Source organism: Jezberella montanilacus (assembly GCF_003003055.1).
GTDB classification, from domain to species: Bacteria; Pseudomonadota; Gammaproteobacteria; order Burkholderiales; family Burkholderiaceae_B; genus Zwartia; species Zwartia montanilacus.
In genome coordinates, this window is record NZ_PVTV01000006.1 from 1 (window position 1) to 5,737 (window position 5,737).

The 5,737-nt window shown below is 52.4% G+C and carries 2 tRNA genes and 3 rRNA genes; all 5 read left to right on the top strand.

Annotated elements, in window-relative coordinates:
- Positions 1-160: 160 nt before the first annotated feature.
- The 5 genes from BCM14_RS01530 to rrf all read left to right on the top strand — a co-directional run bounded on the left by BCM14_RS01530 (position 161) and on the right by rrf (position 5,685).
- Positions 161-1,691: ribosomal RNA gene (locus BCM14_RS01530) — 16S ribosomal RNA — on the top strand.
- A gap of 94 nt (positions 1,692-1,785) precedes the next feature.
- A tRNA-Ile gene (locus tag BCM14_RS01535) sits at positions 1,786-1,862 on the top strand.
- Between the two features lie 8 nt (positions 1,863-1,870).
- Positions 1,871-1,946 (top strand) — tRNA-Ala (locus BCM14_RS01540).
- Between the two features lie 437 nt (positions 1,947-2,383).
- Positions 2,384-5,263: ribosomal RNA gene (locus tag BCM14_RS01545) — 23S ribosomal RNA — on the top strand.
- 309 nt (positions 5,264-5,572) lie between these two features.
- Positions 5,573-5,685: ribosomal RNA gene (gene rrf / locus BCM14_RS01550) — 5S ribosomal RNA — on the top strand.
- The 16S, 23S and 5S rRNA genes sit together here with 2 tRNA genes alongside, the layout of an rRNA operon.
- Positions 5,686-5,737: the final 52 nt, after the last annotated feature.

Sequence of the window (5,737 nt, forward strand, 5' to 3'; positions counted from 1 at the left end):
GCTGCTTAACGAAATCAAGTGCTCACAAAGAAGTTTGGAAGTAAAGCTGTTCAGGTTTGTGATGAACCTGGATAGACAAACAACCTCACTTCCTTTGAGCAGCGACGTATAACCGGCCCATTTCGGTGGGTTATGGAAATACGATTTAAATACAGAGATTAAACTGAAGAGTTTGATCCTGGCTCAGATTGAACGCTAGCGGGATGCCTTACACATGCAAGTCGAACGGCAGCACGGACTTCGGTCTGGTGGCGAGTGGCGAACGGGTGAGTAATGTATCGGAACGTGCCTAGTAGCGGGGGATAACTACTCGAAAGAGTAGCTAATACCGCATACGCCCTACGGGGGAAAGGGGGGGATCGCAAGACCTCTCACTATTAGAGCGGCCGATATCGGATTAGCTAGTTGGTGGGGTAAAGGCTCACCAAGGCGACGATCCGTAGCTGGTTTGAGAGGACGACCAGCCACACTGGGACTGAGACACGGCCCAGACTCCTACGGGAGGCAGCAGTGGGGAATTTTGGACAATGGGGGAAACCCTGATCCAGCCATCCCGCGTGTGCGATGAAGGCCTTCGGGTTGTAAAGCACTTTTGGCAGGAAAGAAATCGCACGGTTTAATACGCCGTGTGGATGACGGTACCTGCAGAATAAGCACCGGCTAACTACGTGCCAGCAGCCGCGGTAATACGTAGGGTGCAAGCGTTAATCGGAATTACTGGGCGTAAAGCGTGCGCAGGCGGTTCGGAAAGAAAGATGTGAAATCCCAGGGCTTAACCTTGGAACTGCATTTTTAACTCCCGAGCTAGAGTATGTCAGAGGGGGGTGGAATTCCGCGTGTAGCAGTGAAATGCGTAGATATGCGGAGGAACACCGATGGCGAAGGCAGCCCCCTGGGATAATACTGACGCTCATGCACGAAAGCGTGGGGAGCAAACAGGATTAGATACCCTGGTAGTCCACGCCCTAAACGATGTCAACTAGCTGTTGGGGCCTTCGGGCCTTAGTAGCGCAGCTAACGCGTGAAGTTGACCGCCTGGGGAGTACGGTCGCAAGATTAAAACTCAAAGGAATTGACGGGGACCCGCACAAGCGGTGGATGATGTGGATTAATTCGATGCAACGCGAAAAACCTTACCTACCCTTGACATGTCTGGAATCCACGAGAGATCGAGGAGTGCTCGCAAGAGAACCGGAACACAGGTGCTGCATGGCTGTCGTCAGCTCGTGTCGTGAGATGTTGGGTTAAGTCCCGCAACGAGCGCAACCCTTGTCATTAGTTGCTACGAAAGGGCACTCTAATGAGACTGCCGGTGACAAACCGGAGGAAGGTGGGGATGACGTCAAGTCCTCATGGCCCTTATGGGTAGGGCTTCACACGTCATACAATGGTCGGGACAGAGGGTCGCCAACCCGCGAGGGGGAGCCAATCCCAGAAACCCGATCGTAGTCCGGATTGTAGTCTGCAACTCGACTACATGAAGTCGGAATCGCTAGTAATCGCGGATCAGCATGTCGCGGTGAATACGTTCCCGGGTCTTGTACACACCGCCCGTCACACCATGGGAGTGGGTTTCACCAGAAGTAGTTAGCCTAACCGCAAGGAGGGCGATTACCACGGTGGGGTTCATGACTGGGGTGAAGTCGTAACAAGGTAGCCGTATCGGAAGGTGCGGCTGGATCACCTCCTTTCAGAAAAAGCGAGCGTCACGAAGCGAAAGCGTCCACACTTATCGGTTGTTGGTTAGAAGAAGCAAGGGTAGTAGCGTTTTGCTGGATCTCGACCGGGTCTGTAGCTCAGTCGGTTAGAGCACCGTCTTGATAAGGCGGGGGTCGATGGTTCGAATCCATCCAGACCCACCAGGGTTATGGGGGGATTAGCTCAGCTGGGAGAGCACCTGCTTTGCAAGCAGGGGGTCGTCGGTTCGATCCCGTCATCCTCCACCATTTAAATTGATTGAGACCATAGAGTTCAACGCTCAGTGCAAGCGGTGCCAAGTTCCGAGAGCGGGGCGAGGTGGTTGATGCATTAAGCGTTGAGTTCTAGCCTTCGTGGCTAGGGTTTGATGATGGTGAAGTAGTACCGGTTTTACCTTGTTCTTTAACAATCTGGAAGAAGCACAACGAAAGTTTTTGGTTGGTGCTCATGGACAAGCTTTACTGCGAACGCTCTCGGGCGGGTCCTTCGGGGCGAGTGGTGAGGCGCTGTTGATGAGTGTTAATTGATAACGGGTTGTGATTGCATTAATTTGTTCAAACTCAAGCGCATTTGGTTCTTTGGTTGATTAAATTTATTTAATTGGCTCAGGGGATTGAGTGCAACAAGTGAAGAACGGCACAAACGCTACAAGTAAATCAGCGTCTTATAGCCTTTATGGTTATAGGATCAAGCGACTAAGTGCACATGGTGGATGCCTTGGCGATCACAGGCGAAGAAGGGCGTGGTAGCCTGCGAAAAGCTACGGGGAGCTGGCAAACGAGCTTTGATCCGTAGATGTCCGAATGGGGAAACCCACTGCGTAAGCAGTATCCCAGACTGAATACATAGGTCTGAGGAAGCGAACCGGGTGAACTGAAACATCTCAGTAACTCGAGGAAAATAAATCAACCGAGATTCCGAAAGTAGTGGCGAGCGAAATCGGAGCAGCCTGTACGATTTAGCATTTGAAGTAACTGAAGGGGATGGAAAGCCCCGCCATAGCAGGTGATAGCCCTGTAGGTGAAACTTCGATTGTGGAACTAAGCGTACGACAAGTAGGGCGGGACACGTGTAATCCTGTCTGAAGATGGGGGGACCATCCTCCAAGGCTAAATACTCGTGATCGACCGATAGTGAACCAGTACCGTGAGGGAAAGGCGAAAAGAACCCCGGAAGGGGAGTGAAATAGATCCTGAAACCGTGTGCATACAAACAGTAGGAGCCTCGCAAGGGGTGACTGCGTACCTTTTGTATAATGGGTCAGCGACTTACATTCAGTGGCAAGCTTAACCGAATAGGGAAGGCGTAGCGAAAGCGAGTCCGAATAGGGCGTCTAGTCGCTGGGTGTAGACCCGAAACCAGGTGATCTATCCATGGCCAGGTTGAAGGCACGGTAACACGTGCTGGAGGACCGAACCCACTAATGTTGAAAAATTAGGGGATGAGCTGTGGATAGGGGTGAAAGGCTAAACAAACCTGGAAATAGCTGGTTCTCTCCGAAAACTATTTAGGTAGTGCCTCACGTATTACTGCCGGGGGTAGAGCACTGTTATGGCTAGGGGGTCATGATGACTTACCAAACCATTGCAAACTCCGAATACCGGCAAGTAGCAGCGTGGGAGACAGAGCACCGGGTGCTAACGTCCGGACTCAAGAGGGAAACAACCCAGACCGCCAGCTAAGGTCCCTAACTATTGCTAAGTGGGAAACGAAGTGGGAAGGCATAGACAGTCAGGAGGTTGGCTTAGAAGCAGCCATCCTTTAAAGAAAGCGTAATAGCTCACTGATCGAGTCGTCCTGCGCGGAAGATGTAACGGGGCTAAGCAATAGACCGAAGCTGCGGGTGTGTAATTTATTACACGCGGTAGGAGAGCGTTCTGTAAGCCTGTGAAGGCAGCTTGTAAAGGCTGCTGGAGGTATCAGAAGTGCGAATGCTGACATGAGTAGCGATAAAGGGGGTGAAAAGCCCCCTCGCCGTAAGTCCAAGGTTTCCTGCGCAACGTTCATCGGCGCAGGGTGAGTCGGCCCCTAAGGTGAGGCAGAGATGCGTAGCTAATGGGAAGCTGGTTAATATTCCAGCACCGTCGTATAGTGCGATGGGGGGACGGATTGCGGAAGGTCATCAGGGTGTTGGAAGTCCCTGTTGCTGCATTGGAGAAGGCGCTTAGGTAAATCCGGGCGCGCAATTCAAGGGTGTGGCGCGAGCGAATTTATTCGCGTAGTGACTGGAAGTGGTTCCAAGAAAAGCCTCTAAGCTTCAGCTATACGAGACCGTACCGCAAACCGACACAGGTGGACGGGATGAATATTCCAAGGCGCTTGAGAGAACTCAGGAGAAGGAACTCGGCAAATTGATACCGTAACTTCGGGAGAAGGTATGCCCCGGTAGTGTGAAGCGCTCGCGCGCTTAGCATGATGGGGCCGCAGAGAATCGGTGGCTGCGACTGTTTATTAAAAACACAGCACTCTGCAAAGACGAAAGTCGACGTATAGGGTGTGACGCCTGCCCGGTGCCGGAAGGTTAATTGATGGGGTGCAAGCTCTTGATCGAAGCCCCGGTAAACGGCGGCCGTAACTATAACGGTCCTAAGGTAGCGAAATTCCTTGTCGGGTAAGTTCCGACCTGCACGAATGGCGTAACGATGGCCACACTGTCTCCTCCTGAGACTCAGCGAAGTTGAAGTGTTTGTGATGATGCAATCTACCCGCGGCTAGACGGAAAGACCCCATGAACCTTTACTGTAGCTTTGCATTGGACTGTGAACCGGCCTGTGTAGGATAGGTGGGAGGCGTTGAAGCGAGGTCGCCAGATCTCGTGGAGCCAACCTTGAAATACCACCCTGGTTTGTTTGCGGTTCTAACCTTGGCCCGTTATCCGGGTCGGGGACAGTGCATGGTGGGCAGTTTGACTGGGGCGGTCTCCTCCCAAAGTGTAACGGAGGAGTTCGAAGGTACGCTAGGTACGGTCGGAAATCGTGCTGATAGTGCAATGGCATAAGCGTGCTTGACTGTGAGACTGACAAGTCGAACAGGTGCGAAAGCAGGACATAGTGATCCGGTGGTTCTGTATGGAAGGGCCATCGCTCAACGGATAAAAGGTACTCTGGGGATAACAGGCTGATACCGCCCAAGAGTTCATATCGACGGCGGTGTTTGGCACCTCGATGTCGGCTCATCTCATCCTGGGGCTGTAGCCGGTCCCAAGGGTATGGCTGTTCGCCATTTAAAGAGGTACGTGAGCTGGGTTTAAAACGTCGTGAGACAGTTTGGTCCCTATCTGCCGTGGGCGTTGGATACTTGACGGAGCCTGCTCCTAGTACGAGAGGACCGGAGTGGACGTACCTCTGGTGTACCGGTTGTCATGCCAATGGCATTGCCGGGTAGCTATGTACGGAAGAGATAACCGCTGAAGGCATCTAAGCGGGAAACTCGTCTGAAGATTAGGTATCCCGGGGCCTAGAGCCCCTTGAAGGGTCGTTCAAGACCAGGACGTTGATAGGTCGGGTGTGGAAGCGCAGTAATGCGTTAAGCTAACCGATACTAATTGCCCGTAAGGCTTGATCCTATAACCCTACAGGTTATGGTGCTGAGACTGACACTAAGCCGCGCATAGCGATATGCAGTGAGCCGTGACAGATTGAAGCGTTCAAGTGTCGTTCGAATCCTGAAACAGGGATTCACACGTAAAGCAGGATGAAAGAAATTATGCAGTCGTTGATTACAACCAGCGACGTTATCAAACACCAAAAGCACCAACAGCACCAAACAAACACACCGTTTTGCTTCTTCCCAGATTGGAGAGGTTGATCCTCAGCCGAGATGAGCGCGCAACCGCGCCTGCCTCGACCCGATATCAGCCTCTCAACAAGCTACGCTTGACGACCATAGCGAGGTGGTCCCACCCCTTCCCATCCCGAACAGGACCGTGAAACACCTTTGCGCCGATGATAGTGGACGTACGTCTGTGAAAGTAGGTCATTGTCAAGCTCTTACCCCTCAAACCCCCGCCAGCATCAAGCTCGCGGGGGTTTGTCTTTGC